This is a genomic window from Pseudomonas sp. NPDC087346 (assembly GCF_044744235.1).
Classification (GTDB): Bacteria; Pseudomonadota; Gammaproteobacteria; order Pseudomonadales; family Pseudomonadaceae; genus Aquipseudomonas.
Genome location: NZ_JBIUXX010000145.1, coordinates 462 through 3,423, shown reverse-complemented (window position 1 = coordinate 3,423; position 2,962 = coordinate 462). Strand labels below are relative to the sequence as shown.

2 protein-coding genes are annotated in these 2,962 nt (G+C 58.9%); both read right to left on the bottom strand.

Annotation, left to right across the window (positions count from 1 at the left end; translation table 11 throughout):
* Positions 1-25 precede the first annotated feature (25 nt).
* Positions 26-2,404, bottom strand: coding sequence for a phenylalanine--tRNA ligase subunit beta (gene pheT / locus ACIOZM_RS31510; protein ID WP_401221530.1), 2,379 nt, complete (start codon positions 2,402-2,404; stop codon positions 26-28).
* A 26-nt stretch (positions 2,405-2,430) separates the two neighbouring features.
* Positions 2,431-2,962: phenylalanine--tRNA ligase subunit alpha (gene pheS, locus ACIOZM_RS31505; protein WP_401221528.1), on the bottom strand; the 532-nt coding region annotated here is incomplete at its 5' end.

The following is a 2,962-nucleotide window of genomic DNA, read 5'->3' as shown; positions in this document are numbered from 1 at the left end:
CAGCTTTCGTCAAAGCCCCCATACGTCACTTCCTTAACGTGGCGTTCAACCTTTGTTCGAGCGAGGTGAGGATATTTTGCGTCGTCGAATTCACCTCATCGTCATTAAGAGTGCGCGATGGATGCTGCCAGGTCAAGCCAACTGCAAGGCTTTTTCTATCAGGATCAATGCCTTTACCCTGATAAACGTCAAACAGCCTTAGATCAGTGAGCCATTCGCCTGCATTTTCACGGATTACGTCCAATACAGCCGAGGCCGCAACGTCGGTATGCGCGATCAGTGCAAGGTCACGACGCACTTCAGGAAAGCGCGACAACTCGTGGAATTTAGGCATTTTCCCCAGCGCAACTTCGGCCAGAACCAGCTCGAAGACGAAGACTGGACGGTCCAGACCCAACGTTTTCGACAATTCAGGGTGAATTGCGCCGATGAAACCGACTTCGCGCCCTTCCCGCTCGATGCGCGCGGTTTGACCCGGGTGCAGCGCCGGGTGTTTGCCCGGAGTGAAAGTGAACGAATCCAGCGCGCCAGCGAAGCCCAGCAATGCTTCCACGTCAGCCTTGACGTCGAAGAAGTCGACGGTATCGCGACCCTGCGCCCAGCCTTCCGGCAGACGGCTGCCGCAAACCACACCGGCGAGCATTGGCTCTTGCTTCAGGCCTTCCAGCTGACCGATAAAGCGCAGACCGCTTTCGAACAGACGGACGCGATCCTGCTGGCGGTTCAGGTTGTGCTGCAACGACTTGATCAGACCTGGCCACAACGACGAACGCATGGCAGCCATGTCGTTGGAAATCGGATTAGCCAGCAACAGCGGCTCGACGCCAGGGTTGAACAGTTCGAACTGCTTGGGATCGATGAAGCTGTAAGTGATCGCTTCCTGATAACCACGGGCCACCAGCAGGCGACGCAGTTCAGGCAGATCGCTACGTGCTTCAGCCTTCGCTTGTGGTGCCAGGCGAGCTTGCGGATAACGGACCGGCAGACGGTTGTAACCGTACAGACGGGCCAGTTCTTCGATCAGATCGACTTCCAGGCTGATATCGAAGCGATGGCTTGGTACTTCTACGCCCCACTGCCCTGCACCGTCAGCAGAAATATTCAGACCCAAGGCGCTGAGCAGACGCTCGACCTGTGCCGAATCCATTTCCATGCCGAGCATCTGAGTGATACGTGCGGCACGCAAGGTGATCGGGGCAATCGACGGCAGATATTGCTCGTTGACGGTCTCGATGATCGGGCCGGCTTCACCGCCAGTGATTTCCAGCAGCAGGCCAGTGGCGCGCTCCATGGCTTCACGGGCCAACTGCCAGTCGACGCCACGCTCGTAGCGGTGCGACGCATCGGTGTGCAGGCCATAGGAGCGAGCCTTGCCAGCAACAGCGATCTGGTCGAAGAACGCACTTTCCAGGAATACATCGCGAGTCGTCGCGCAAACACCGCTGTGCTCGCCACCCATCACACCGGCAATTGCCAGCGCGCGGGTGTGGTCAGCAATCACCAGCGTATCGCTACGCAGGCTGACTTCCTGACCGTCGAGCAATACCAGTTTCTCGCCTTCTTCCGCCATGCGTACACGGATGCCACCATTGATTTCGGCGAGATCGAATGCGTGCAGTGGCTGACCCAGTTCAAGCATCACATAGTTGGTGATGTCGACGGCAGCGTCGATGCTGCGTACGTCGGCGCGACGCAGGCGCTCGACCATCCACAGCGGCGTCGGTCTGGACAGATCGACATTGCGGATTACACGACCCAGGTAACGTGGGCACGCAGAGGGTGCCAACACTTCTACAGAACGCACTTCGTCGTGTACGGCAGGAATGGTCATCACCACCGGACGGGTGACCGGAGCGGCGTACAGCGCGCCGACTTCACGAGCCAGACCGGCCAGGGACAGGCAGTCGCCACGGTTCGGGGTCAGGTCGACCTCGATGCTGGCGTCTTCCAGATCCAGATAAACGCGGAAATCTTCGCCTACCGGCGCATCGGCCGGCAGTTCCATCAGGCCGTCATTGCCTTCACCGACCTGCAACTCGGACTGCGAGCACAGCATGCCGTTGGACTCAACGCCGCGCAGCTTGGCCTTCTTGATCTTGAAGTCGCCCGGCAGTTCGGCACCGATCATCGCGAATGGAATCTTCAGGCCCGGACGCACGTTAGGCGCACCGCACACGACCTGGAAAGTTTCCGCGCCATTGCTGACCTGGCAAACACGCAGCTTGTCGGCATCCGGATGCTGCTCGGTGCTCAGCACCTCGCCCACCACAACGCCACTGAATACACCGGCGGCCGGGGTCACGCTATCGACCTCCAGACCCGCCATCGACAGACGAGCAACCAGCTCATCGCGATTTACCTGCGGGCTAACCCAGCCGCGCAGCCATTGTTCACTGAATTTCATCCTGCTCTCCTAAGAATTCGTTACGACTAGCGAAATTGCGCGAGGAACCGCAAGTCGTTGTCGAAGAACAGACGCAAGTCGTTCACACCGTAACGGAGCATGGCCAGACGCTCGACGCCCATGCCGAAGGCAAAGCCGGAGAACTCTTCCGGATCGATGCCGGACATGCGCAGCACGTTCGGGTGCACCATGCCGCAGCCCATCACTTCCAGCCAGCCAGTCTGCTTGCAGACGCGGCAGCCTTTACCGCTGCACATCACGCATTCCATGTCGACTTCAGCGGATGGCTCGGTGAACGGAAAGTAGGACGGACGGAAACGCACGGCCAGTTCTTTTTCGAAGAACACCCGCAGGAACTCTTCGATGGTCCCTTTGAGGTCGGCGAAATTGATGTCGCGATCAACCAGCAGGCCTTCGACCTGGTGGAACATCGGCGAGTGGGTGATATCTGAGTCGCTACGGTACACACGGCCTGGGCAGACGATGCGGATCGGCGGCTGTTTCGATTCCATGGTGCGGACCTGTACCGGCGAGGTATGGGTGCGCAACAACAAGTTA